The sequence below is a fragment of the Streptomyces sp. 3214.6 genome (genome assembly GCF_900129855.1).
Classification (GTDB): domain Bacteria; phylum Actinomycetota; class Actinomycetes; order Streptomycetales; family Streptomycetaceae; genus Streptomyces; species Streptomyces soliscabiei.
The window spans coordinates 8,031,585-8,054,680 of record NZ_LT670819.1 but is presented as its reverse complement, the minus strand read 5'-3'; the positions used below and the strand labels follow the sequence as shown (position 1 = coordinate 8,054,680).

Sequence of the window (23,096 nt, the reverse complement as noted above, 5' to 3'; positions counted from 1 at the left end):
TGGTACGTCCCCTCAGCCCGCGAACGCGGCCTTGGCCTCGCTGAACAGCGCCTTCGCGGCGTCGGCCGGCTTGGTCTTGCCCTGGGTGACCTCACCGCCGATCCGCAGGAAGGCCGCCTCGATGACGTCCGCGCCGGACGGATGCGGGGTGATCTTCCCGAGGACGCCGGCCTTGGCGACCTCGTCCTCGTAGGCCGCGACGCCCTTGTTGTTCGGGTCGGTCGGCTTGAAGGCGTCGTACTGCTCGGTGGTGGCGAGGATGCCGCGGTCGTAGCCCATGATCTTGCCGACCTCGGGGTCGTGGACCATGAAGTCGATGAACTGGGCGACTTCCTTGGGGTGCTTGGTCCCGGAGAAGGCACTGAGCATCAGCGAGCCGAGGTACTGGCCGGTCTGCTTGCCGTCCATGGTGGGGATCGGCGCGAGGCCGTAGTCCGAATCGCCCTCACCCTGGTAGCGGATGGAGAAGTTGTCCCAGGTGAACTCGGACGCCGCGAGGCCCGCCGAGAGACCGGACTTCGGCTTGACCTGCTCGATCTTCTTCGGGTCGGCGACCAGCCCGGACTTCACGCGCTTGTAGCCGTCCTCCCACCACTGCGTCAGATCGGCCTCGGTGAAGCCGAGATCGGTCTCGGTGAAGAAGGCCTTGCCGTTCTGCCGCAGATACAGGTCGTAGAGGTACATGATGGCGCAGTAGCCGGTGTCACCGGCGATCTTCGCCTTGTCCTGGATCGTCTGCAGCGCGGCGAAGTACTCGTCCCAGGTCCAGCCGAACTTCGCCTCCACGCCGGCCTTCTTGAAGGCCTTGAGGTCGATGACGAGCGACATGGTGTTGGCGCCGACGGGTATGCCGATCTGCTTGCCGTCGACCTGACCGTTCGCCAGAACGCCGTTGCGGAAGTTCTCCAGGCTCAGATTCCCCGCGTCCGCCTGCGACTTGAGATCCATCAGAACGCCACGCTTGTCGTACTTGCGCAGAAAGCCGACCGCATTCTGGAAAACATCCGGCGGATTCCCGCCGGAGGCCTGGGTCTGGAACTTCTCCCAGAACGCCTCGTAGTCGGTGAATTCGGGCTTGATCTTGATCTTCGGGTACTTCTTCTCGAAGAGCGCGATCGTCTTCTTGATGGCGATGGTGCGCGGCTCGCCACCCCACCACGCGTAACGGATCGTCACCGTCCCGTCCGCGGAAGTCCCGCTGTCTCCCCCGCACCCCGTGGTCGCGGCCAGGCCCAGAGTGGCCGCCGTCGCCCCCGCAGCCTTCAGGATCGTTCGCCTCTCAACATTCCTGCTGGTTCCCACAGTCGGGCCCTCCCCGCAGCGTCGTTGCCGCTTGCATGAATCGTTTCAAGAAAGCGCTTGCTGGCACAAGGTACGAGGGGGTTGAGAGAGCGTCAATGATTCGGACAGGAATTTCTTGCGCGCGGGCCCTGCGGGGGGCGGGGGGCGACCTGAGGCTGCGGGTCTCCCGGAGGGACGAACTCGCAGGTGAGGGAACTCTGTTCGGGGGCCCGAACCAGTGATCGCCCGTCAGGGGGTGAAGTGGGAGGCCGAAATCCGCCTGGCGGGTTGGGAGTTGCGGAGGCGGTGAGGTGGAAGTTGTGAGTCAGGAAAGAAGTTGACGGCGTGAAGGCGGTGGGTGGTGGGGAACGGTGGGACGAGGCGGGAATGCCCCGCGGCGAGTGAGGAAGAGGTGCGCGACGAGGTACCCCGCCATCCACGGACAGCCCGACCCCATCAAGGCCACGATGAGGGCTCGTAAGGGGCGCGAAGGGGTGGCGGTCGGGGGTGCAATGACTGCGTACCGTTGCCCCCGCCGTCGCCCGCCGCCGCCCGCCGTCGCCCGCCGCCGCCCGCCGTCGCCCGGCGTTGGCCGCGACATCGCCCCCGCCCTCGCAGTCGCCGGCGAGGAGGCGCGCTGACCGGGTCGGCAGCCGGGTCGGAAGCTGCATCAGCGCCGGTATTGGTGATGGCACCGGTATCAGTGCTGGCACCGGCATCGGAACCTGGCATCAGAGCCGGTACGTGCAGCGACGTCGGCCACCGGCGTCGGCGTCGGTGGCACCGGCGGACGCCGGAGGGTGCTGGTGGCGTGAACGACGGCGGCCCGTCTGCACTCTCGCAGACGGGCCGCCGGTCCGAGTGGGCGATACTGGGTTCGAACCAGTGACCTCTTCGGTGTGAACGAAGCGCTCTCCCACTGAGCTAATCGCCCGGACGCAGGAAGAACATTACCCCATGTCAGGGGGTGGCCGTGACCACGACCGACCGGCCTCCAGGCTCGCGCCGAAGATCGACGGAAGCCCGACCGAAGGCCAACCGAAGATCACTGATCCCCGATCTTCCGAAGATCACTGGTCCTTGATCTTCCAGGGCATCTCCAGGCCGAACTTCCACAGGTAGACACCCACGAGCACGCCGATGATCACCAAGCCGACGACGGTCAGGATGATGTTGCGGCGCCGCACCTTCGGGTCGAGGGCTCGCTGTGCCGCCTCGGTGACTTTGCGCTTGGTCCAGCGCAGTACCAGCTGGGCCCAGACGAACTCGGTCGCCCAGATCGCCATGCCGCCGAAGATCACGACCCAGCCGGGACCGGGCAGCGGCAGCATGACGATGCCGGCGGCCACCACGGCGAGGCCGATCACGAAGACGCCGACCTGCCAGCTCAGATGCAGCATGCGGCGCGCCTTGACGAACTCGGGCGCCCGGGAGCCGAGCCCCTGAGCGTGCGGCTCCTCCGCCGTCCCGTCCGGCTGCGCCCCGTCCAGTGCCACGACCGCCTCACCCGGCTCGTTACTCCCCGTATTCATACAGCCAGACCCTACCCGAGAGATTCCGGTCACCGGAATGGTGGTACTTCGCGAACGAGCCCTCGGCCGGAAGAGTTACGTAAAGGCACGCAAAACACGCAGAGGGGTTTACAACGGCACCGTAGGTGGCATGTCGATTTCGCCGACGTGCGAATCCCCGAGCGCACACTGAGCGAAAGGCCCTGGCGCTTATGAACACCACGGTCAGCTGCGAGCTGCACCTGCGCCTCGTTGTGTCGAGCGAGTCCTCCCTGCCTGTCCCCGCAGGCCTGCGGTACGACACGGCCGACCCCTACGCCGTGCACGCCACCTTCCACACCGGAGCCGAGGAGACCGTCGAGTGGGTGTTCGCCCGCGACCTCCTCGCCGAGGGCCTGCACCGGCCCACGGGAACCGGCGACGTCCGTGTCTGGCCGTCGCGCAGCCACGGTCAGGGCGTCGTCTGCATCGCCCTGAGCTCTCCTGAGGGCGAGGCCCTGCTCGAAGCCCCGGCGCGGGCCCTGGAGTCCTTCCTGAAGCGGACGGACGCGGCCGTGCCCCCGGGCACGGAACACCGGCACTTCGATCTCGATCAGGAGCTCTCGCACATCCTGGCGGAAAGCTAGGGCGAGGCTCACACCATGCCGCCCGGCGCCGTCCACTCGGGGAGACGGCTCGGGCCCATACAACCGCATAGGGCATGCGCCGACGCCGCGCCACGGGCTTCCCGTGGGGCGGCGTCGGCGTGCGTGCGGCACGCCCGGACGGCGCTCAACGCAATCGTGGGGGCTGCCGAAACCCGGTGCTCCGGCCTTCCGTCAGGCGGTGCCCCACCCCTCCGGCACCGGACGCCCACGGGATCCGGGCCGCGATCGGCCGTGGTTCGGCGGCCCGGTGCGGCTACCATCGGCCAGCATCGGCGGGCGCCCGCCCGACTCTTCAGGCCAGGGAGCGAAATGTGCTGATCACCCACGACACCCGGTGTGCGCTCGATGCCGTGGTGGATCTGGTGAACACCGCACCGGAGGACGACACGGCCCCGGACGCGCTACCGGATGTCGCCGCCCTCGAGAATTTCGTACGAACGCACGATTTCAGTGACGTCGGCGTGCTCTCCGAGTTCGACCTGTCGGCGGTGCGCAGGGTCCGCGGGCGGTTCGCCGCGATCTTCTCGGCCTCGGATCCCCGCACCGCCGCCGGTCTGATCAACGAGCTGGTCGCTGCCGCGGGCACCACGCCGCGCCTCACCGATCACGACGGCTATGACTGGCATGTGCACTACTTCGCACCGGGTGCCTCGGTCGCCGACCATCTGGCGGCCGACTGCGGGATGGCGCTGGCGTTCTTCGTGGTGGCCGGGGAGCAGGAGCGGCTGCGGCGCTGCGAGGCCCCGGACTGTCGACGCGCGTTCGTCGACCTCTCCCGCAACCGGTCCCGCCGGTACTGCGACAGTCGCACCTGCGGCAACCGCCTCCATGTGGCCGCCTACCGGGCGCGCCGCAAGGAGGCCGCGGGCTGAGGGGCCCCAGGCGCAGGCCGTCGAGGCTCCTGGGGGTCCTCCGGGTCGGTCGATGCCGACGCGGCCCCGGCGGGTGACGCCGGGGACCGCGGGTACGGCTCAGAGCAGCAGCAGGTCGTGCAGCGAAGCCATGAGCAGCAGACACCCGATCACCGCTAGGAAGATCATCAGCGGTGGCTGGGAAAGGGCGAAGAGGCACCCGCGCGGCTCGTCCTTGGGCGGCGCGGCGTCGCTCTGTGTCGTGTCCAGCATCTCGCGGGCGATGATGACGCAGGTGACACCCCCTGTGCGATCAACACGCACGGATTGAGCGGGAGTTCGCCGGATTCCGTGACGTCGGTTTCAGGCCGTGATCATTTCCGCGCGCGGTCAGGCCGAGTGTGTCGTTTCAACGCGAGCCCGCCTCACGGCCGCAGCCCTGGCCGGGGTCCCATGCGGGGCCGCCACGGGTGCGGCCCCGGCTTCTACGCGTGCCTCATATGCCGTGCTTCTTGAGAATGGCCTCGATGTCGCTGAAGTCGTCGGAGCCGCCGGTCGCCCGGGGTGCGGCTGCGGGACGGGACGCCGGGCGGGAGGCCTGGCCCAGCGAGGGCGCCGAGGCGGTGGGGGCCACTGCCCCGGACTGTGCGGAGCGGGCCGCCGCCTTGCGCTCCTTGCGGGTGCCGCCGCGGCGGCGCTCCACGGCACGGGTGGTGGCGAACAGGGCCCAGGCGCCGCCGAGCACGGCGAAGCCCGCCCAGGCCGTGGGGCTGAAGGCGGTGTCGGCGACCCATCCGACGACGCCGGTCATCACCAGGCCGAGCGGCACCAGGGAGTAGGCCGCGATGCGGGCGGCCGACAGGAAGCGCTTGCGGTAGGCCGTGACCACCGCGATGCCCAGGCCGGCCGCGGCGACGGCGGAACAGACTGTCTCGGCGATCATCCGGTCCTCCAGGCGTGGCTCACTCGGGCAAGGTTCAGAGCGACTCGGCGCCACGCCGGCAGGCCGGCGCTTCGTCCCTTCCATCCTGCACCTGCGCACCGCTCGTGGGCCACGCTCCGGCCGGACATCAGGGACATCTCCGGGTCGGCTCCTCCGTAGGTGCCGCGCATCCTCCTCCGTCGGGGTTCCCTCAGGGGCGCTTCACGGGGCGGTCGGGTCCGCGTGAAGTGCGGGCGGTGATCCGGATTGGGGCGGTCGAGCCGGGGCTGGGAGACTGGCGTCATGAGCGACTCGTCCCCGACCTCCTCCCCCACCCGTGCCGTCGTCCTCGACGTCTGGTGCGAGCTGCAGTGCCCGGACTGCCGTGGCGCCCTCGACGATCTGCGCGCCCTGCGCGAGCGGTACGGCGACCGGCTGGAGCTGCGGTTGCGGCACTTCCCGCTGGAGAAGCACCAGCACGCCTTCGCCGCCGCGCAGGCCGCCGAGGAGGCTTTGGAGCAGGGGCAGGGGTGGCCGTACGTCGAGGCCGTGCTGGGCCGGGTGGCGGACCTGGACCGTGCGGGGGAGCCCTTCCTGGTCGAGGTCGCCGGTGAACTCGGGCTCGACGCCGAGGAGTTCGACACCGCGCTCATCGACGGCCGGCACATCCTGATCGTGGACGCCGACCAGGCCGAAGGCAAGGCGATCGGCGTCACCGGGACCCCGACGTACGTCATCGGCGGTGAGCGTCTCGACGGCGGCAAGAGCCAGGAGGGACTGCGGGAGCGGATCGAGGAGATCGCCGACCGGCTGCTGGCCGAACAGGCGTAAGGCCGGCTCCGCGCAGACCGGTTCAGAACCAGACCGGTTCAGAACAGATCGGTTCAGAGCAGGTTCTTGTACATCGAGTAGCTCACCGGCACATACCCGAGCGACTCGTACAGCCGCTCGGCCGGGGTGTTGTCGGCGAAGACGTTGAGACCCAGGAGCCGCTTGCCGGCCGCTATCGCCTGGGCCTCGGCCAGCATCATCAAGGAACGCCCGTGGCCCCGGCCCCGGAAGGCCGCGTCGGCCTCGACGTTGAACACGAACGCCCTGTCGCCGACGAGCGACACCCAGAGGGTGCCGACCCGGGTGCCCTCGTGCTCCAGGACGCTGAACAGCATGTTCTCCGTTGCCAGACCCTGCGGCAGCAGTAGTTCATGATCCCGTCGCGACTTGGCCCACGCCTCGTCCTCGGGCACCCCGCGCTCCTGCCAGACCCGGGCGTACTCCGCGAGGCCGCGCTCGAACCAGGCGCCGTACTCGGATTCCGTCATCGGCCTCGCCCGGCTGCCCTCGGGCAGCCCGGGGGCGGTGGCGCCGAGGGGCTTCTCCATGCCGCGGTTGCGATGAACGTAGCCGAGTGCCGTCGCCAGGCGCAGCGCGGCCTGCGCGTCGGCGGGCACCCTGACGTCGATCCGCTTGCAGCCCCAGCCGCGGGCCACCTCCTCGGCGGCCAGCGCGGCCACCGTGCCCCGGCCGCGCCCGCGGTCCGGTTCCTCGATGCGGAGGTCTTCGATCCCGGCGACGCCGGGCCCGAAGGCCTGGGACGTCAAGAGGTGGACCGCTCCGACGGGACGGCTGTTCACACACACTCGATAGTGGCGTGACAGGGCCCCGTCGGCGTCGCGCTGAAGCGGCTCGGTCGGCCGCAGAGTCGTGGTCATCAGGGGCTTTCTACCCGCCGTGGAGCCAAACGTCAGCCTGTTTTCCGGGGTCTTGCTGTTTCGACGCCGTGGACCTCCCGGCCTCTACGGGTCGAGGTCGTCCCCGGTCCGCTCGGCGAAGATCCGCATCGCCTTGGCGGTCACCGGCCCCGGCGTGCCCGGCAGTTCGCGGTCGTCGACGCGGTGGACGGCCTGGACGTCGCGCAGGGTGGAGGTGAGGAACACCTCGTCCGCCCGCTCCAGGACGTCCAGCGGAAGGTCGGTCTCCTTGGCGCCGGTCCACTCGACGGTCAGCTCACGGGTAATGCCCGCGAGGCAGCCGGAGGCGAGCGGCGGGGTGTGGATCTCGCCGTCCAGGACGACGAAGACATTGGACCCGGTGCCCTCGCAGAGCCGTCCGACCGTGTTGGCGAACAGCGCCTCGGTGGCGCCGTGCTGGTGGGCACGGGCCAGGGCGACGACGTTCTCGGCGTACGAGGTCGTCTTCAGGCCGGTGAGCGCACCGCGTTCGTTGCGGGTCCAGGGCACCGTGACCACGGCCGTGGAGTCGGCGCGCCGGACGGTCTCGCCGAGGGCGACGACGAGGGTGGGCCCCTGGTCGCCGCGGTCGGAGCCTAGGGGGCCGTGGCCTCCGGTGTAGGTGATGCGCAGCCGACCCAGCGGCATCGGGTTGGCCGCCAGGACGGCGGCGCAGGCGCGACGGACCTCGTCGTGGTCGGGGTCGGGCAGGCCGAGGCCGCGTGCGGAGCGGGTCAGCCGGTCGAGGTGGCGGGTGAGCGCGAACGTCGTGCCGTCCACCGCCTTGACCGTCTCGAAGATGCCGTCGCCCACGGTCAGCCCGTGGTCGAAGACGGAGACACGGGCGGACTCGATGTCCTGCAGCCCGCCGTCGAGCCAGATCTTCACGTAAGCGTCCCTTCACTCACCTCGTACGCTCCCGACGCTACCGCGAGCAGCCGGGACGCCTTCAGCTCGGTCTCCTCCCACTCGGCCTCGGGGTCGGAACCCCAGGTGATGCCGGCGCCGGTGCCGAAGCGCAGCACGGCCGCGCCGTCGGCGGCGCGGTCGATCCAGAAGGTGCGGATGCCGACGGCCAGCTCGCCCGTCCCTCGGTCGGCGTCGACCCAGCCGATGCCGCCGCAGTAGGGGCCGCGGGGCGCCGTCTCCAGGGCGTCGATGATGCCGAGGGCGCTGGACTTGGGGGCGCCGGTGACCGAGCCGGGCGGGAAGGCGGCGTCGAGCAGGTGCGGCCAGCCGGCGCCGTCGCGCAGCTCACCGCGGACCGTGGACACGAGGTGGACCAGGCCCGGATGCTTCTCGACGGTGCACAGCTCGGGAACGCTCACGCTGCCGGTGGCGCAGACCCGCCCGATGTCGTTGCGGACGAGGTCCACGATCATCACGTTCTCGGCGTAGTCCTTGTCGAGGAGGTCCGCCTCGGTGCGCCCGGTGCCCTTGATGGGCCCGGACTCGACGACCCGCCCGGCACGGCGCAGGAAGAGCTCGGGGGAGGCGGTGGCCGTCTCTATGCCGTGGGCAGGCAGCCGAATCGTTCCTGCATACGGTGCCGGGTTGCCCCGGGCCAGCAGGGCGGTGAGCGCGTCCACGTCGGCGTCGGCCGCCACGGGAGCGGTCAGGACGCGGCAGAGGTTGGCCTGGTACACCTCACCGGCGGCGATGTGCTCGCGGATGCGGCGCACCCCGGCCGTGTACCCGGCGCGGTCGAGGGAGGACGTCCAGTCACCGGCCGCGGGCCCCCGCCACGCCCCCGGCACCGGAGCGGGCACCGGCTCCTCGCGTACATCGGCGAAGCGTGCGCAGGTCAAACGGCCCTCGAAGTCGGCGCAAACGGCCCAGAAACCGGCGGAGTCGAGGGCCGCGGGATCGCTGGTGACGTCGAGAAGGCCGGTGGCCACGCGGCCACCGAAACGGGCGAGCGGAGGGAGGTCGAGCACGTTGTCGAGTCTATGGCGAGTCCGTCGGGGCCGGGTCGGGCATGTCCCGCTTGTCCCGCCCGGGCGGCCTGACCAGGTCCGCGAGTGGGCGCAGCGCAGCACGCTGCACAAACGCGTTTTTGTACTGGCCCGGGAATCCGCTAGAGTTCAACACGTCGCCGGGACGCGAGAGCCGACCGAAACGACAAGCGGACGTAGCTCAGTTGGTAGAGCGCAACCTTGCCAAGGTTGAGGTCGCGAGTTCGAGCCTCGTCGTCCGCTCGAAGGAAGAAGGGGTCTTCCAGGTCCCCTACACTCCTGGTGGAGTGGCCGAGAGGCGAGGCAACGGCCTGCAAAGCCGTCTACACGGGTTCAAATCCCGTCTCCACCTCCAAGGACGATTAGCTCAGCGGGAGAGCGCTTCCCTGACACGGAAGAGGTCACTGGTTCAATCCCAGTATCGTCCACTGGATCTTGGCCGGAAGGTCTGAGATCTGTCCCGCGCGATTAGCTCAGCGGGAGAGCGCTTCCCTGACACGGAAGAGGTCACTGGTTCAATCCCAGTATCGCGCACGCAGCACCACCCCCTCCCGGACGATTAGCTCAGCGGGAGAGCGCTTCCCTGACACGGAAGAGGTCACTGGTTCAATCCCAGTATCGTCCACACGCCGAGAGCCCCCGGCCGCCTTCGCGGTCGGGGGCTCTTCCGTGTGCCGGGTCAGCTGGAGAACAGCATGTGGCCGAAGCTCTTGTGCCGGTTGTGGCCGCCGTGGTGACCGCCGTAGTGCCCACCGCCATGACCGCCGCCGTGCGGGGCGCCCCAGGCGGGCGCGACCGGGGCCGACGGGTACGCCTGCGGGGCGGCCGGGGGCGGCGGCGCCGGCTGGGACCACTGGGCCTCCACCCGGGTCAGGGCCTCCAGCTCACCGTAGTCGAGGAAGATCCCGCGGCAGTTGCTGCACTGTTCGATCTGGACGCCGTTGCGGTTGTACGTGTGCATCTGAGCGTGACACTTCGGGCACTGCATGGTTCGGCTCAACTCCTCGCCGGTCGGTCCTGTTTCGCGTATCGCCAGGACAGACACTGTCCGGCCGCGGTCGGTTGCACCCTACTTCGCGAAGCCTGTCTCCAACTGCGGGGGTTCGCAGTCCATTCGGGCACAGGCGTCGATCAGACACCGCTCCACCTCGTCCAGCGGCCGCCCCCGCGCCACCGACTTGGTGACAGCGCGTGCGGCGGTCTGGACAGTGAGTGCGCGGGCCGGGACGTCGAGGGCGGGCCAGGGGTCGCCGGTCCCGGGGACCGCGGGCCCGGACCCGTCGCGGTACGCGGTCAGGAAGCGGGTCCACTCGTCGGGCGGCAGCAGCCCGCAGGCGTACCAGGCGGCGGGGCGGGCGAGGTCCCAGGCCGGGGCGCCGACGCCCAGGTCGTCGACGTCGATCAGGCGCCAGGGGCCGTCGGGAGCGGGATGGCGGACGAGCTGGCCGAGGTGGAGATCGCCGTGGCAGAGCGTGGTCGCGTCGGGCATGGGGGCCTCGGCGCGGGCCCAGGCGGGCAGCGCACGCCAGGCGTTCAGGACGGGGGCGACGGCGGGATGGGGTCCGGCCGCGCGCAGCCGGGCCACGGCATGCGCGGCCTTGGCGGGGCCGCGCATCGGAGGGAGGGCGACGGGGGCCGGTGTGCGATGGAGGCGGGCGAGCAGGGCGCCCGCGGCTTCCCAGGGCGCCGCGTCCGGGTCGTCCGGGTCCACCGGGGCGCCGTACGGCCAGAACGTGACGAGTCTGCCGTGGAGTAGGGCCGGGGTCGGCGCCAGCGGAGGGAGAAGGACGTCGGGAAGGCGGGCGGCCATGGCGAGGCGGGGGGCGAGGTCGGCCGGCTCGGTGCCGGGGGCGTGCGCCTTCGCGACCGTGCCGGCGTGCCGGACGACGGTGGCGTCGGGGCGGTCGGCGAGGGTGGCCGCGCCGCACGGGCAGGCCGCGTCGGTTTCGTGAGCCTGCGCTCCGGCTCGGAACGTGAGCTCGGTGAGCAGGGGGTGGGCGGTCACGGGGCTCCCTGGACGACGGCGTGCGGTCTCCTCGCGAGGGTACGCAGGCGGGACCGTCGGCGATCGCGCGTCCGGGAAAAGCAATGCAGGCGCAGCTCCCCAGCTGCGCCTGCATTATTTGCCGTCCGCCGCACCCCCGTCCCCACGGGGTTTCATGGGTGGATGTCCCCGCCCGGACCGCTCTTCCGGGCCTGGGGTCGCCGCTCAGCGCCCCAGCATCACTCCCACGGACGACGCCTGTGTGGCCACTGTCTCCCAGCCGTCGAAGACGACGAGGAGCAGGACCGCCAGGGGAAGGGCCATCAGCGTCGCCACCAGGGGGTGGCGGCGACCCGTGCGGCGGGGGCGCGTGGTGCGTCCCTGCGTGCGGATCATCGTCCGCGGTGCCGTGTGGGCCATGGTCCCTCTCCTGACCTGATCAGTTGTCGTTGGCAGCGGCGGGTGTCTGACCTCGGGGGACGAGTGCTGCACCCGCCGCTTGACCTCAAATCTAGGCGGGTGGCGGCAGCTGGTCGTCATGCCTTCGTATCGATTGCCGGGCCTCCCGGAGGATGAGCCGTGACCTGCGGAGTACTCCCCTGGGTGGAGACCAGGTCCTAGGTCTCGGGGTCTTCCCGGAAGGGTGCCCGATCAGGGAGTGACTTCGCTCACTTCCACCGCCCTTCGCCGTGCCGCCATGGCCCCCCGGCGGCCCGCTCCGCCGGCCGTCCCTCCGTAGGTCCGCATCACGTCACCGGCGTCGGCGGCCCTCTCGGCACGGTCACCCTTCATCGGTTCAACCACCCTTCTGTCACACGTGGTTGACGTCCACGAAGAGCCGAAGTGGGCCTGTCGGCAGGCCTCCTGACCGCCTTTCACGTCCCCCGCCGGGCACGGACAATCGGTCGGGACGAGAGGGCGCGGCCTCTGCGCGCCGACGGCCGTGGAAACGTAAGCTGTGCCACGTCAAACGGACCGGGCAGCGGGGATGAACATGGCGATGATGCGCCTGAGGCGCGAGGACCCGCGCGTCGTCGGCTCGTTCAGGCTTCACCGGCGGCTCGGAGCGGGCGGGATGGGCGTCGTCTACCTGGGCTCCGACAAGAAGGGGCAGCGGGTCGCGCTGAAGGTGATCCGGCCCGATCTGGCGGAGGACCAGGAGTTCCGGTCGCGGTTCGCGCGCGAGGTCTCGGCGGCGCGGCGGATCCGGGGCGGGTGCACGGCACGGCTGGTCGCGGCGGACCTGGACGCCGACCGGCCGTGGTTCGCCACGCAGTACGTGCCCGGGCCCTCGCTCCACGACAAGGTCAACGACGAGGGGCCGCTCGGGGCCGCCGAGCTCGCCTCCATCGGGGCCGCGCTGTCGGAGGGCCTCGTCGCCGTGCACGAGGCCGGGGTCGTGCACCGCGACCTGAAGCCCTCCAACATCCTGCTCTCCCCCAAGGGCCCGCGGATCATCGACTTCGGCATCGCCTGGGCGACGGGCGCCTCCACGCTGACGCACGTCGGCACGGCGGTCGGCTCCCCCGGGTTCCTCGCGCCGGAGCAGGTGCGCGGGGCTCTGGTCACCCCGGCCACCGACGTGTTCTCGCTCGGCGCGACGCTCGCGTACGCCTCGACGGCCGACTCGCCCTTCGGGCACGGCAGTTCCGAGGTCATGCTGTACCGCGTGGTGCACGAGGAGCCGCAGCTGCACGGCGTTCCGGACGCGCTGGCCCCGCTGGTGCGGGCCTGTCTGGCGAAGGATCCCGAGGAGCGGCCCAGCACCCTCGATCTCTCCCTGCGGCTCAAGGAGATCGCTACCCGGGAGTCGCAGGGTTTGTCGGAAGCGCGGCCGGCGGTGCCGCGGGCGGCCGAGGCGGACCGTCCCACCGGACGGCTCTCCGACCCCGGTCACCCGGAGCGCACGCTGCGCCAGCCGAGCGGGCCGCGCACTCCCCCGCCGCGAAACGGAGTGCCGTCCTCGCGCGGTGCGGTCCCTTCCCGGGGCGGGGCTCCCGCTCGCGGGACCGGCGGCCCGCGCGGTGGCGGCGGTGAGCGCGGCTCGTCGTCACGGTCCGGCGCGCGGCCGGCTCCCGGCTCCCGGCCCACCCGTCCCGGCAGCGGCAGCCGGCCGGCGCCCCGTGGCGGGGCCGGACGGCAGGGGCCGAGGACCACGGGCACCGGACGACGGCCCGCCAACCCGCGTCTGCTGCGTCAGCGGCTGTTCGTCTTCGTCGTGGTGACCCTGCTCGTCGCGCTCGGGATCGCCCTCGTCCAGGGCTGCGAGGGACCGGCGCGCGGGCTCGGCGGGGACAACGACGTCGTACGGCAGGGACAGGGCCAGGGACTGGGGCACGAGCAGCAGCATGTCCGTCCGGGCTCGGGGGTCGGCGGTCCGCTGGGGGACTGAGGGCCTGTGGGCTATGTCTGCGGGCGGCCCGTCGCCACCGCGTAGAAGGCGACCGCTGCCGCCGCGCCCACGTTGAGGGAGTCCACGCCGTGGGACATCGGGATGCGGACCCATTCGTCGGCGGCGACCAGGGCCTGGGTGGAGAGACCGTCGCCCTCCGCGCCCAGCATGAGGGCGACCCTGTCCATCGTGTGCGGGGCGGCCTCGTCGAGGCTGCGGGCCTTCTCGTCCGGGGTGAGGGCGAGAAGCGCGAAGCCGGCCTCGCGGACCGAGTCCAGCCCCTTGGGCCAGGTGTCCAGGCGGGCGTACGGGACGGAGAAGACCGCGCCCATCGAGACCTTCACGCTGCGGCGGTACAGGGGGTCGGCGCAGTCCGGTGAGAGCAGGACGGCGTCCATGCCGAGGGCGGCGGCCGAGCGGAAGATCGCGCCGATGTTGGTGTGGTCGTTGACCGACTCCATGACGACTACCCGGCGGGCGCTCTGCAGGAGTTCGGCGGCGGTGGGCAGCGGTTTGCGCTGCATGGAGGCCAGCGCGCCGCGGTGGACGTGATAGCCGGTGACGCGTTCGGCGAGCTCCGGGCTGACGGCGTACACCGGCGCCGGGAGCTCGTCGATGACGTCACGCATGACATCGACCCACTTCGCGGAGAGCAGCATCGAGCGCATCTCGTACCCGGCGTCCTTGGCCCGGCGGATGACTTTCTCGCCCTCGGCGATGAACAGGCCCTCGGCGGGCTCGCGCTTGCGGCGCAGCTCGACATCGGTCAGGCCGGTGTAGTCGCGCAGGCGCGGGTCGTCGGGGTCCTCAACGGTGATGAGATCGGCCACAGGGTGATACTGCCTTGTCCTGGGTGTGGTGCCAACGGCTCGGAACGGTTGTGTTACCCGCGGTTACTCGAATGTCCGGGGGCCGACGGTCACGACCGCGCCGATGACGATGACCGCCGGCGGCTTGACCTCCTGGGCGCGGACCGTCTCCGCGACCGTCGCGAGCGTCGCGTCGACGCGGCGCTGGGCTGCCGTCGTGCCCTCCTGGACAAGGGCTACCGGGGTGTCGGGCGACTTGCCGTGCGCGACGAGCGTCTCGGCGATCTTCCCGATCTTGTCGACTCCCATGAGGATCACCAGGGTGCCCGTGAGCTTCGCCAGGGACGGCCAGTCGACCAGGGAACGCTCGTCGTCGGGGGCGACATGCCCGCTGACCACGGTGAACTCATGGGCGACGCCCCGGTGGGTGACGGGGATGCCGGCCGCGCCCGGCACGGAGATCGAACTGGAGATGCCGGGGACGACCGTGCAGGCGATCCCGGCCTCGGCGAGGGCCTGGAGCTCCTCCATGCCACGGCCGAAGACATACGGGTCGCCGCCCTTGAGCCGGACGACCGACTTGCCCTGCTTGGCGTGCTCGATCAGCGCGTTGTTGATGGCCTCCTGGGCCATGTAGCGGCCGTAGGGGATCTTCGCCGCGTCGATCACCTGGACGTGCGGCGGGAGTTCGGCGAGCAGGTCGCGCGGGCCGAGCCGGTCGGCGATGACGACGTCCGCCTCGGCGAGCAGTCGGCGGCCGCGGACCGTGATCAGGTCCGGGTCGCCCGGGCCGCCGCCGACCAGGGCGACGCCGGGGGTGCGGGTGCGGTGGTGGGGGGCGACGAGGGTGCCGTCGCGCAGGCCCTCGACGACCGCGTCGCGGATGGCCGCGGTGTGGCGGGGGTCGCGGCCACGGGCGTCGGTGGTCAGGACGGCGACCGTGACGCCCTCGCTGTGTCCGGTGGCCGGGGTCCACGCGGTGGCCCGGTCGGCGTCGTCCGAGCGGACACACCAGACGCGGCTTCGCTCCGCTTCGGCCGAGGCCCGGGTGTTCGCCTCCTGGTCGCTGGTGGCGATGAGGGCGTACCAGGCGTCCGCCAAGTCGCCTTCGGCGTAGGGGCGCTTGTGCCAGGTGATCTCCGCCGCGTCGGCCATCGCCTCGACGGAGGGGGTCGCCTGCGGGGATACGAGGTGGATGTCGGCGCCTGCCGCGATCAGTGCGGGGAGGCGGCGCTGGGCCACCTGGCCGCCGCCGAGGACGACGACCCTGCGGCCGGTGAGGCGGAGGCCTACGGGGTAGGCGGGGTGTTCGGCCATGAGGTGCGGCTCCTCGTACGAGCAAGGGCGGGGGGCGCTGCGGCTCTGGAGCGGCCCTGACGTGCGGATTTTAGAGGTGGGCTCAGGGTACGGCGGGGCCGGGGGCCGCGCAGGGGCGCGGGCCCGCCGACCTCCGCGTCCAGGGCCGGGGCCCGGCGGGTCCTACTTCTCGGTCACCCCCGCCGAGTCGAACGTCGCCACCTCGTGCATGGCGCGGGCCGTGCTCTGGACCAGGGGCAGGGCCAGCAGGGCGCCGGTGCCCTCACCGAGGCGGAGGTCGAGGTCGACCAGGGGGCGCAGGCCGAGCTTGTTCAGGGCGGCCACATGGCCGGGCTCGGCGCTGCGGTGGCCGGCGATGCAGGCCGCCAGCACCTCGGGGGCGATGGCGCGCGCGACCAGCGCGGCGGCGCCGGCGCTGACGCCGTCCAGGATCACCGGCGTACGCAGGGACGCGCCGCCGAGGAGGAGGCCGACCATCGCCGCGTGTTCGAAGCCGCCGATCGCGGCCAGGACGCCGATCGGGTCGGCCGGGTCCGGCTGGTGGAAGTCCAGGGCGCGGCGGACGACCTCGGTCTTGCGGGCGAGGGTCTCGTCGTTGATTCCGGTGCCGCGGCCGGTGACCTCGGCCGGGTCGGCACCCGTGAAGACCGAGATGAGGGCCGCGGACGCGGTCGTGTTCGCGATGCCCATCTCGCCCGTGAGGAGCGCCTTGTTGCCGGCCGCCACCAGGTCACGGGCCGTCTCGATGCCGACCTCGATGGCCTGCTTGGCCTCCTCGCGGGTCATCGCGGGGCCGGTGGTCATGTCGGACGTGCCCGCGCGGACCTTGCGGGGCAGCAGGCCGGGGGTCGCCGGGAGGTCGGCGGCCACGCCCACGTCCACGACGCAGACCTCGGCGCCCACCTGGGAGGCGAACGCGTTGCAGACCGCGCCGCCGCCGAGGAAGTTGGCGACCATCTGGGCCGTCACCTCCTGCGGCCAGGGGGTGACGCCCTGGGCGTGCACCCCGTGGTCGCCGGCGAAGATCGCGACGGCCGCGGGCTCCGGGATCGGTGGCGGGCACTGCCGGGACAGGCCGGACAGCTGCGCGGAGATGATCTCCAGCATGCCGAGCGCCCCGGCCGGCTTCGTCATGCGCTTCTGCCGCTCCCAGGCCTCGCCGAGCGCCTTGGCGTCCAGCGGGCGGACACTGGCGACGGTCTCGGCGAGCAGGTCGTGCGGGTCCTCGCCGGGCAGCGCGCGACGGCCGTACGTCTCCTCGTGGACCACCCACGACAGCGGGCGCCGCTTCGCCCAGCCCGCCTGCATCAGCTCGGGCTCGTCCGGGAACTCGTCGACGTAGCCGACGCACAGGTAGGCGACCACTTCGAGGTGCTCGGGCAGGCCCAGCGCACGGACCATCTCGCGCTCGTCGAAGAAGCTGACCCAGCCGACGCCCAGGCCCTCGGCGCGGGCGGCGAGCCACAGGTTCTCGACCGCGAGCGCGGAGGAGTACGGCGCCATCTGCGGCTGCGTGTGCCGGCCCAGGGTGTGGCGGCCGCCACGGGTCGGGTCGGCGGTGACGACGATGTTCACCGGCGTCTCGAGGATGGCCTCGATCTTGAGTTCCTTGAACTGCTTGGCCCGGCCCTTGGGCAGGGACAGCGCGTACGCGTCGCGCTGACGCGTCGCCAGTTCGTGCATGGCGCGCCGGGTGTCGGCCGAGCGGATCACGACGAAGTCCCAGGGCTGCGAGTGGCCGACCGAGGGCGCGGTGTGGGCGGCCTCCAGGACGCGCAACAGCACCTCGTGCGGGATCGGGTCACTGCGGAAGCCGTTGCGGATGTCCCGGCGCTCCCGCATGACCTTCAGGACGGCCTCGCGCTCGGCGTCGTCGTACGCGGGCGCGGCGGGGCCGGTGGACTCTCGAGCTTCTTCCACTGCAGCGGCCGGGCTCTCTTCCTGGTCGGCGGCCCTGGTGTCCAGGTCCTCCGGGCTCTGTGCGACATCGGGGTCGATGATGTCGGTCGCGCGCTCCGTGTCCGGGGTCACCGGGGCGGAAGCCTGGTCGGCGCCGCGCGGGGCGGGGACCATGACGGTGGGTCCAGTGACGGTGGGGCCCGTGACGGTGGGTCCAGTGACGGTGGGGCCCGTGACGGTGGAGGGCACGGCGGCCGGTTCGGCGGCCTGTTGCTGTTCCGCGACCGCCTCGGGGACCGGCGACATCTCGGGGGCCGGCTGTTCCTGCGTGGGGAGCTGCGCGCCCTCGACCGGCACGAACTGGCCCAAGGACTGGTCCGGTTGGGCCGGCTGGTCGGCCGGGGGCTGGTTCTCCGGCTGGACGTCCTGGGGAGCGGCAACCGGCGGGGCGGGAGTGGCCTCCACGGGGAGTGCCTCGACGGGCGGCGCCGCCGTCTCCGTCACGGCCTGCTGCTCCGGCTGTGCTTGCGGCTGTGGTTCCGGCTTCGCATCGGTTGCGGCGAGGGCGGGCTCGGGCTGGGGCTGGGCAACGGGGGGCGCGGTCTCGGGTGCGGGCTCCGGCGGCGGGGCCGTTCCCGGGGCGACGGCATCCGGGGTGTGAGACACGGTGTCCGTGGCTTGGACGGGCTCGGCGGGAGGCTCGCTGACGGCCTCCACTTCCGGCTCCGGTCCGGGCTGCGGTTCCGGCTCCGGCTCCGGCTGCGGTGTCGGCTCGGGCTCCGCCTGTTGGGCGGCCGACTCGGCGGGGGCGACGGGCGCGTCGATGAACTGCATGCCCTCGGGGGCGGCGGAGACCTCCGGTCCGGGCGCGGGGGCCTGGGCCTCGGCCTCGGCGGCGGGCGCTTCCGCCACGGGGGCCGCCGGTTCCGTCGTCTCAGGCGTCACGATCGCCACGGCCTCGGAAGCCTGAACGGCTTCGGGCGTGGGCTCGGGGGCGGGGTCGGTCTCGGGGGCCACGACCGGTTCGGGAACGGGGGCCTCGGAAACGGCCTGCGGTGTGACGACGGCGTCAACGGCCGGATCCGGCACCGACGCCGACGCCGGAACCGAAACCGGCTCTGCCATGGGCGTCTCCGGGGCCGGCGCGGCGCCGGCGCTCGCATCGACGCTCGTGTCGGGCTCCTGCGGCTGTGGCTGAGCCGCCTCGGCCTCGGTCGCCTCGGAGACGGGCGCCTCCACGGGGTTCGTCCCGGCAACCGCCACCGGCTCGGCCGCCCCCACCGCTTCGCCCGGCTCCACCGCTTCGGTCGACTCCGCCGCTTCGGCCGTTTCTGCCGCCTCGGCCGACTGGGTCACCGCCGGCTCGACCGCGGCCGCCTCGACCGCGACCGGCTCGACCGGCTCGGCCGCGACCGGCTCAGCCGTCTGCTCGGTTTCGGGGGCGACGGCCGGGGCCTCCACTGCCTCCGGCGCCTCCGGTACCGCCTGTGCCGCCTGTGCCGCCTCCACCGGCTGTTCGGCGACGGCGGCGACGGCGGGCTCGTCCGCCGGCGCGACGGGGGCGTCCGGCGTTCGGTCGTCGCCCGAGACGGGGACGTCGGCAGCGTCCTGCCCGGCCTCCACGACCGCACCGACGGGAACCTGCTCGGTCTCCGCCATCATCGCGGCCCCGAACACCTGACCGGGGTCGACGACTCCGTACGTCTCGGCGGCGGGCGCGGCCTGGGCGCCGTGGGCGTCGGCGTCGCTCCCCTCCGGGGCGGTCGCGGCGATCGCCTCGGTCGCCACGCGGGCCACGACCGCCTGGGCCACGCCCATCGGCTCGACCTGCTGCGGTTCCGTGACCGCCACTGTCGGAGCAACCGTTTCCGCAGTCCTCACGCCGGGAGCGACCTGGGCCTGGGCGGGCGCCTGGGCCGTGGCCTGGGCGGCGCCCCAAGGGGCCGCGCCCTGCGGCATCTCCCGCACGGGCGGGACGTCGAGGTACTCGGGACCGGAAGCGGCCGGGCCGGGCTGTCGCACCGGCGCGCCCGCGGGGCCGCGATCGGCGAGGGAGCGGACCGGGCTGGCCGAGGCGTCGGGGATCGGCGGGCCGAGGTGCAGGGGGCGGCGCGGGGCCGACTGGGGCGTCGACGGGCCGGGGAGGCGGACGGCGCTGAGGTCGACCGACCCGCTGTCGCGGCCGGAGGTCTCGTGCGGACCCGGCTCGTGCACCGCCTCGACCACCGGCTCAGGGGCGGGCGGCGCCACCTCGTTGCCCCACGCGCTCTGGGCACCCGGCAGCAGCAACAGGTCTTCGTCCTCGGCGGTGCTCTCGGAGAGGTAGGTGTACGCACCATGCGCGGAGGCGCCCGGCTGCTCCACCATGCCTGCGTTCTCCGGCAGCCCCTCGCCCGGGACCTGGCCGGTGTCGGTCATGCGTACCCCTCGCCCATCGGTTAGTGCTTCTGCGGCCGGCTCACCCGGAGCGGCGCACCGACCGCCCCGTAGTGAAGAACGAGCGTCCGTGCCCAGCGGCACGTACGACCCGCCCGAAAAAGCGACAAAGCCATTCAGTGGCATTGTCCCGGCCGTCGACGCGTCGCGACAGTTTGATCCGCGACGCTCCGCTGTGGACTGCGCCACGTTGCGCGCCCTCCGGTGCTGCCGTACCACACACCCCCCAAAAGGGATGTGTTTTCCGGACATTGACCGACGAAGCGCCGGGTGAACGGAAGCGGTACGACGATCGGCCAGCCTACCGCGCGCGGTACGACAACAGGATCACGGACCACCCCTCAGCGAGGCGCTTCACGCCGCAGAATTTCTCCGGTGAGCAGGAACGCGACGCTCCGTTCTGTTTCCGTCCAGGCCCGTGTGTCGAGTTCGACGGACTGGACGAGGGCGCATTCGACGCGGTAGCCGTGCTCGGACAGGTCGCGGCCCACGCGTTCGGCCGCGTCGCGGGTCGCCGCATGGGTGACGATGCGCTGCGGGCGGCGGTCGGCGACCGCGGAGACCACGGCCGCTCCCCCGCCGCCGACCCGGACGACGTCCGGCTCGGGCAGGTTCTCCAGGACGTGCGGGGCGGTGCCGTGGACGATCTGCAGTTGGACGCCGTGGCGGCGCGCGGAGGCGTCGGTGCGGCCGCACGCGTCCAGGGCACGGTCGACGGCGATGACGGCGGCGCCCGCCCGCGCCGCCTCGGTCGCGAAGGCGCCGCTGCCGCAGCCGATGTCCCATACGAGGTCGCCGACCCGCGGGCCGAGCCGGGCGAGTTGGCCCGCGCGCAGCAGCTCCGCCTCCCCCTCGCCGAGTCCGCCGCCGTACGCCTCGCCCGGCAGAGCCCAGCCGCGCGGGCCGGCGCCCGGGTCGCGGCCGGCGATCCAGCCGCTGTCGCCGGAGACGACCGGTCCGGTCGGGCCGCCGATCACGATGACGACGTTGGGGTCGCGCCAGGTGTGGTCGGCGGCCTTGTCGGAGGTGACGACGCTGACCTGTTCGCGGGTGGTGCCGAGTTCCTCGCAGACCACGAAGGTGCGGAGCACGCCCTCCATGAGCAGGCCGAGCTCGGCGGGGCCGGCGCCCGGGGAGGTGAGAACGGCGACCTTGGTGTGGGCGCGGCACACGTTCACCGCGCGGCGCAGGGTGCGCCGGTGGGCGACGACGACCTGGGCGTCGTCCCAGGGCATGCCGGCCCGGGCGAAGGCGGCGGCGACGGCGGAGACGGCCGGGACTACCTCCACCTCCAGGCCGAACTCGGGTGCGCGCAGGGTGCGTACGACGCCGAAGAAGCCCGGGTCGCCGTCGGCGAGGACGACCGCGGTGCCGCGGTGGCCGGCGATGCGGCGGGCGGCGAGGGCGACGCTGCCGAGCCGGACGCGTTCCGCCGCGGGCGGCACCTCGGGCAGTGCCAGATGGTGGGCGGCGCCGGCCACCAGTGTGGCGGCGCCCAGGGCCGAGCGGGCCGCGGCGGTCAGTGGCGAGCCGTCCCAGCCGATCACCGTGACGCGGTCGGCCATCGTCGTCAGTCTCCCCGGGGGTTCACGCTGGTAGCGGGCTCCGTGAGGGTACCTGGTCGGCAGGGCCGGACGGGGGCGCCCGCACGGGCCCCGGGTTCAGTTCCAGTCGCTGTAGGAGGGGTAGCCGCCGCTCTCCGCGAAGTGGTCGCCGGGTCCCTCCAGGTCCTCCGGGAGCAGGCTCCACACGATGTAGTCGGTGCGCACCTCGGTCCAGGTGCCGTCCTCGGCGCGGGCGCGGGCTATACAGGCGCCGCGCAGCACGCCCTCGCTGATGCAGCCGATCTTCTGGGCGACCTGCTGGGAGGCGGTGTTGTCGGCGGCGGTGCGCAGCTCGATGCGCTCGAACTTCTGGTCGGTGAGCAGCCATTGCGCGGTGGCCAGCGCCGCCTCGGAGGCGTAGCCCTCGCCACGCGCCCAGGGGGCGATGATGTACGACAGCTCGGTGGAGCGGACATGCCAGTTGGTCTTGGCGAGTTGGACTATGCCGACCAGGCGCTGGGTGAGGAACTCGGTGACGGCGAGGTCGAGGCCGCGGCCCGCGCTGCGTTCGGTGGGCGCGTACTCGGTGATCCAACGGCGGGCCGCGGCCTCGCTGTAGGGCTGGGGCACGGCGGTCCACGCCCCTACCTGTTCGTCGTTCATCATGTCGGCCAGGGCGGGCGCGTCGTCCTCGTCGAGGGGACGCAGCACCAACCGCTCCGTGCTGATGGAGATGGTGGGGAAGGTGCTCGTCATGAAGCCGCTCCGTAGCCTTCGAAACCGTCAGGGCCCGACCTGCTGGGCCGTCAGGGCCTGCTGAACTGCCCAGCATGCAGCATGTGAGCACCGCACCGCACCACGGGGTCCACCCCGAGTGATGGAGTGGACCCCGTGGGTGCGCGGGTCAGCCGGAGGTGACCGGAAGGCCGCGTGCGTGGACGCCTCAGAAGGACGCGATGACCGAGCCGGCGTACTTGTCCGCGATGAACTTCTTGACCTCGGGGGACGTGAGGAGCGCGGCGAGCTTCTTGACGCGCGGGTCGCTCTCGTCGCCCTCCTTCACGGCGAGGAAGTTGCCGTACGGGTTGTCCTTGGCGGACTCCAGGACGAGGGCGTCCGAGGCGGGCTTGAGGTCGGCCTCGATGGCGTAGTTGCCGTTGATGACGGCCGCGTCCACGTCGTCCAGGGAGCGCGGGGTCTGGGCCGCCTCCAGCTCCTTGAACTTGAGCTTCTTCGGGTTCGCGGTGATGTCCGCGGGCGTCGCGTCGTTGCCCACCCCGTCCTTGAGGGTGATGAGCTTGTTCGCGGCGAGCAGCTTCAGGGCGCGGGCCTCGTTGACGCTGTCGTTCGGGACGGCGATCGCCGCACCGCTCTTGAGGGCGTCGGCGCTCTTGACCTTGTGCGAGTAGAGGCCGAGCGGCTCCAGGTGGACCGTGACGACGGGCACGATGTGGGTGCCGTTCTTCTTGTTGAAGTCGTCGAGGTACGGCTGGTTCTGGAAGTAGTTGGCGTCGACCGAGCCGTCCTCCGTCGCCGTGTTGGGCGTGACGTAGTCGGTGAACTCCTTGACCTCCAGGTCGAGGCCCGCTTTCTTCGCCAGGTTGTCCTTGACGAAGTTCAGGATCTCGGCATGCGGGGTGGGGCTGGCGGCGACGACCAGCGGGCTGCCGGCGGCGGAGGAAGAGGAGGAGGAGTCGGAGCCCTTGTCCGAGCCGCAGGCGCTGAGTCCGAGGGTGAGGGCTCCGGCGGCGAGGACGGCGGTGGTGATCTTGGCGGTGTTACGCACGAAAAGTGCCTTTCCTGAGGTGGTGCGGCCCCGCG

General features: G+C 72.1%; 20 protein-coding genes and 6 tRNA genes. 9 read left to right on the top strand and 17 right to left on the bottom strand.

The genetic code is table 11. The features are described from left to right. Positions 1-12: 12 nt before the first annotated feature. The 3 genes from B5557_RS36415 to B5557_RS36405 form a co-directional block, all read right to left on the bottom strand. Positions 13-1,302 (bottom strand): ABC transporter substrate-binding protein, encoded by a 1,290-nt coding sequence (locus B5557_RS36415; protein WP_079663475.1) that lies wholly within the window; start codon positions 1,300-1,302, stop codon positions 13-15. An 841-nt stretch (positions 1,303-2,143) separates the two neighbouring features. Then, positions 2,144-2,215 (bottom strand) — tRNA-Val (locus B5557_RS36410). Positions 2,216-2,351: 136 nt separating this feature from the next. After that, a complete protein-coding gene (locus B5557_RS36405; protein WP_079663474.1) occupies positions 2,352-2,813 on the bottom strand; it encodes a TIGR02611 family protein in 462 nt (153 codons plus the stop codon). Positions 2,814-3,004: 191 nt separating this feature from the next. On the opposite strand from B5557_RS36405, the gene B5557_RS36400 reads away from it, so the two are divergent. Next, complete coding sequence (locus B5557_RS36400) at positions 3,005-3,418, top strand: SsgA family sporulation/cell division regulator (protein ID WP_004002642.1); 414 nt, start codon at positions 3,005-3,007, stop codon at positions 3,416-3,418. Positions 3,419-3,750: 332 nt separating this feature from the next. Then, entirely contained in the window at positions 3,751-4,311 is a 561-nt protein-coding gene (locus B5557_RS36395; RefSeq protein WP_079663473.1) for a CGNR zinc finger domain-containing protein, read from the top strand. A gap of 99 nt (positions 4,312-4,410) precedes the next feature. Here B5557_RS36395 and B5557_RS44360 read toward each other — a convergent pair whose 3' ends face one another. Both B5557_RS44360 and B5557_RS36385 read right to left on the bottom strand, forming a co-directional pair. Then, positions 4,411-4,563, bottom strand: coding sequence for a hypothetical protein (locus B5557_RS44360; RefSeq protein ID WP_173877776.1), 153 nt, complete (start codon positions 4,561-4,563; stop codon positions 4,411-4,413). 223 nt (positions 4,564-4,786) lie between these two features. After that, positions 4,787-5,233 (bottom strand): hypothetical protein, encoded by a 447-nt coding sequence (locus tag B5557_RS36385; RefSeq protein WP_079663471.1) that lies wholly within the window; start codon positions 5,231-5,233, stop codon positions 4,787-4,789. A gap of 282 nt (positions 5,234-5,515) precedes the next feature. On the opposite strand from B5557_RS36385, the gene B5557_RS36380 reads away from it, so the two are divergent. After that, positions 5,516-6,043 carry a DsbA family protein gene (locus B5557_RS36380; RefSeq protein WP_079663470.1) on the top strand — a complete coding sequence of 176 codons (528 nt, stop codon included), beginning with the start codon at positions 5,516-5,518 and terminating at the stop codon, positions 6,041-6,043. Between the two features lie 53 nt (positions 6,044-6,096). Here B5557_RS36380 and B5557_RS36375 read toward each other — a convergent pair whose 3' ends face one another. The 3 genes from B5557_RS36375 to B5557_RS36365 form a co-directional block, all read right to left on the bottom strand. Next, positions 6,097-6,921, bottom strand: a complete 825-nt coding sequence (locus B5557_RS36375) for a GNAT family N-acetyltransferase (RefSeq protein WP_173877775.1) — start codon at positions 6,919-6,921, stop codon at positions 6,097-6,099. 84 nt (positions 6,922-7,005) lie between these two features. After that, a complete protein-coding gene (locus B5557_RS36370) occupies positions 7,006-7,827 on the bottom strand; it encodes an aminotransferase class IV (RefSeq protein WP_079663468.1) in 822 nt (273 codons plus the stop codon). Beyond that, positions 7,824-8,876, bottom strand: a complete 1,053-nt coding sequence (locus B5557_RS36365) for a chorismate-binding protein (RefSeq protein WP_079663467.1) — start codon at positions 8,874-8,876, stop codon at positions 7,824-7,826. The genes B5557_RS36370 and B5557_RS36365 overlap by 4 nt, the downstream gene beginning before the upstream one ends. A 188-nt stretch (positions 8,877-9,064) precedes the next feature. On the opposite strand from B5557_RS36365, the gene B5557_RS36360 reads away from it, so the two are divergent. The 5 genes from B5557_RS36360 to B5557_RS36340 all read left to right on the top strand — a co-directional run bounded on the left by B5557_RS36360 (position 9,065) and on the right by B5557_RS36340 (position 9,519). Next, positions 9,065-9,137: transfer RNA gene (locus B5557_RS36360), tRNA-Gly, on the top strand. A 38-nt stretch (positions 9,138-9,175) separates the two neighbouring features. Next, positions 9,176-9,249: transfer RNA gene (locus tag B5557_RS36355), tRNA-Cys, on the top strand. Between the two features lies 1 nt (position 9,250). Then, a tRNA-Val gene (locus tag B5557_RS36350) sits at positions 9,251-9,322 on the top strand. Between the two features lie 34 nt (positions 9,323-9,356). Then, positions 9,357-9,428 (top strand) — tRNA-Val (locus tag B5557_RS36345). A gap of 19 nt (positions 9,429-9,447) precedes the next feature. Continuing rightward, positions 9,448-9,519 (top strand) — tRNA-Val (locus B5557_RS36340). Positions 9,520-9,573: 54 nt separating this feature from the next. Here B5557_RS36340 and B5557_RS36335 read toward each other — a convergent pair. The 3 genes from B5557_RS36335 to B5557_RS36325 form a co-directional block, all read right to left on the bottom strand. Further along, positions 9,574-9,882 carry a TFIIB-type zinc ribbon-containing protein gene (locus B5557_RS36335; protein WP_079663466.1) on the bottom strand — a complete coding sequence of 103 codons (309 nt, stop codon included), beginning with the start codon at positions 9,880-9,882 and terminating at the stop codon, positions 9,574-9,576. 81 nt (positions 9,883-9,963) lie between these two features. After that, positions 9,964-10,899: a phosphotransferase family protein gene (locus B5557_RS36330; protein ID WP_079663465.1), complete on the bottom strand. Its 936-nt coding sequence runs from the start codon at positions 10,897-10,899 to the stop codon at positions 9,964-9,966. A 204-nt stretch (positions 10,900-11,103) separates the two neighbouring features. Next, positions 11,104-11,298 (bottom strand): hypothetical protein, encoded by a 195-nt coding sequence (locus tag B5557_RS36325; RefSeq protein WP_079663464.1) that lies wholly within the window; start codon positions 11,296-11,298, stop codon positions 11,104-11,106. Positions 11,299-11,866: 568 nt separating this feature from the next. Between B5557_RS36325 and B5557_RS36320 the strand changes: the two genes are divergently transcribed. Next, positions 11,867-13,270, top strand: a complete 1,404-nt coding sequence (locus tag B5557_RS36320) for a serine/threonine-protein kinase (protein ID WP_079663463.1) — start codon at positions 11,867-11,869, stop codon at positions 13,268-13,270. Between the two features lie 11 nt (positions 13,271-13,281). Here the strand turns inward: B5557_RS36320 and B5557_RS36315 are convergent, their stop codons facing one another. The 6 genes from B5557_RS36315 to B5557_RS36290 all read right to left on the bottom strand — a co-directional run bounded on the left by B5557_RS36315 (position 13,282) and on the right by B5557_RS36290 (position 23,061). Continuing rightward, positions 13,282-14,100: a TrmH family RNA methyltransferase gene (locus tag B5557_RS36315; RefSeq protein ID WP_079663462.1), complete on the bottom strand. Its 819-nt coding sequence runs from the start codon at positions 14,098-14,100 to the stop codon at positions 13,282-13,284. A gap of 63 nt (positions 14,101-14,163) precedes the next feature. After that, positions 14,164-15,396 carry a uroporphyrinogen-III C-methyltransferase gene (gene cobA / locus B5557_RS36310; RefSeq protein WP_079663461.1) on the bottom strand — a complete coding sequence of 411 codons (1,233 nt, stop codon included), beginning with the start codon at positions 15,394-15,396 and terminating at the stop codon, positions 14,164-14,166. Positions 15,397-15,558: 162 nt separating this feature from the next. Further along, complete coding sequence (gene cobT, locus B5557_RS36305) at positions 15,559-19,713, bottom strand: nicotinate-nucleotide--dimethylbenzimidazole phosphoribosyltransferase (RefSeq protein WP_079663460.1); 4,155 nt, start codon at positions 19,711-19,713, stop codon at positions 15,559-15,561. 359 nt (positions 19,714-20,072) lie between these two features. Next, the gene (gene cbiE, locus B5557_RS36300; RefSeq protein ID WP_079663459.1) at positions 20,073-21,296 is read right to left on the bottom strand and encodes a precorrin-6y C5,15-methyltransferase (decarboxylating) subunit CbiE; all 1,224 of its coding nucleotides are present in this window, start codon (positions 21,294-21,296) and stop codon (positions 20,073-20,075) included. A gap of 96 nt (positions 21,297-21,392) precedes the next feature. Next, on the bottom strand, positions 21,393-22,031 hold the full coding sequence (locus B5557_RS36295) for a GNAT family N-acetyltransferase (protein ID WP_079663458.1): 639 nt from the start codon (positions 22,029-22,031) through the stop codon (positions 21,393-21,395). Positions 22,032-22,218: 187 nt separating this feature from the next. Beyond that, on the bottom strand, positions 22,219-23,061 hold the full coding sequence (locus B5557_RS36290; RefSeq protein WP_079663457.1) for a MetQ/NlpA family ABC transporter substrate-binding protein: 843 nt from the start codon (positions 23,059-23,061) through the stop codon (positions 22,219-22,221). Between the last annotated feature and the right edge of the window lie 35 nt (positions 23,062-23,096).